We start from the raw sequence: 1,728 nt of genomic DNA, 5'->3' as shown, positions 1-1,728 counted from the left end.
ATTGATATGCTCCCCTTATAGTAGACAGTAAAAATAATAAAACTGTTTACTGTAAGGAGGAGCATATTTTTATGGGACAAAAAAGTAATTTTTCGGCAGAACAGAAACTAAAGTACGTTCTTAGATGCATAGAAGGAAAGGATTCTATTAATCATATTGCCTCTTTGGCGGGAATAGGCTGCACAACTTTAAGACAATGGATTGATAATTATCAATCCTTAGGTTTTGATGGTCTAAGCACAACTTCTAAGAATTCTAGGTATTCTACTACATTAAAATATATGGCTGTAAAAGACTATCTGGATGGTATTGGATCACTGTCGGACATATGCAAAAAATATAGAATTAGGTCCAATAGGCAGCTACGAAACTGGGTTTCGAAGTATAATAGTCATGAGAAGCTAAAAGCTTCCGGAACAGGAGGTGTGCCTATCATGACCAATGGAAGAAAAACCACTTATGATGAGAAGGTTGAAATTGTCAAGTATTGTATAGAACACCAGAACAATTATGCAGAGACAGCCGAGAAATATATGGTGTCTTATCAGCAAGTCTATACATGGGTGAACAAATATGATAAAGACGGAGTTGAAGCCCTCCAGGATAAACGTGGGAAGAGAAAAGATGAGGATGAAATGTCTGAACTGGAGAAGCTGAGGGCTATGAATAAGCTGCTTGAGGCGGAGAATCATAGAAAACAAATGGAGATAGATTTCCTAAAAAAACTCAAGGACATAGAAGGGAGGCGATCCTAAGCCAGGTAAGGAATGAAACCATATATCTTGCAATACAGGAACTCCACAAGACTAAGGCATATTCTATCACAGAATTATGTGATATTGCAGGTATACGACGTTCCTCATACTACAAATGGCTAAATAGAAAAGAAGGTGACAACGAGCGTTTCAACAAGACTCTGCTTCCGCTGGTCAAAGATGCGTATGAAGAGAAGGAAGGGATTCTAGGATATCGTCAAATGACTGTTAAATTGAATCGTGAGCACAGTTTCCGCGTAAATGAAAAGAGAATCTACAGGCTTATGAAAATACTTAACCTAAAATCTGTATGTCGTAGGAAGAGAAGGAATTACATCAAGTCCACACCTGAAATCACTTCAGAAAATGTACTGAATAGAGAATTCCACGCAGACGAATTCGGCAAAAAGTGGCTGACTGACGTGACAGAAATGAAATATGGCGTTGGTGGCAAGGCCTATCTCAGTGCCATACTGGATTTAGGAGACAAAAGTATTGTGTCTTTTGTCATTGGACATTCAAACAACAATGAATTGGTGTTTAAAACATTTGATATTGCCCATAAAGAATATCCTGACGTAAAACCTATATTTCATAGTGACAGAGGCTTTCAATATACAACTAAGACGTTTAAGAAAAAGTTGGATGATGCAGGCATGACTCAGAGCATGTCCAGGGTATCGCGTTGCATAGATAACGGACCAATGGAGGCATTCTGGGGAATGCTGAAATCCGAAATGTATTATCTTAAAAAGTTCAGCTCATATGATGAACTGGAAGCAGCCCTCATCGATTACATAAATTATTATAACAACCATCGCTATCAGAGACGACTTAACTGCATGACACCAATTGAATACAGGCAATATCTCATGAATAAAGCTGCATAAAAAATAACGCCAACCAGAATCTAGGGTTGACGTTATAACTGATTTTTATTTTTTCCACTGTCCACTTGACAGGGAGCACTTCA

General features: G+C 38.1%; 2 protein-coding genes. Both read left to right on the top strand.

What is annotated here, in order from left to right:
• Positions 1–71 precede the first annotated feature (71 nt).
• The gene (locus BN3326_RS08565; protein ID WP_069998779.1) at positions 72–755 is read left to right on the top strand and encodes a helix-turn-helix domain-containing protein; all 684 of its coding nucleotides are present in this window, start codon (positions 72–74) and stop codon (positions 753–755) included.
• Positions 749–1,645, top strand: a complete 897-nt coding sequence (locus tag BN3326_RS08560; RefSeq protein ID WP_141722887.1) for an IS3 family transposase — start codon at positions 749–751, stop codon at positions 1,643–1,645. Before BN3326_RS08565 ends, BN3326_RS08560 begins: the two co-directional genes overlap by 7 nt.
• The last annotated feature ends 83 nt before the right edge of the window (positions 1,646–1,728 follow it).

It is taken from the genome of Cellulosilyticum sp. I15G10I2, assembly GCF_900095725.1.
Taxonomy (GTDB): Bacteria; Bacillota; Clostridia; order Lachnospirales; family Cellulosilyticaceae; genus FMMP01.
Note: the sequence above shows the minus strand (reverse complement) of the source record. Positions and strands in the feature narration are given on the sequence as shown.

Bases quoted from the DNA above. Each gene is read 5' to 3' on its own strand.
- BN3326_RS08565 (WP_069998779.1), top strand. From the start codon at position 72: ATGGGACAAAAAAGTAATTTTTCGGCAGAACAGAAACTAAAGTACGTT.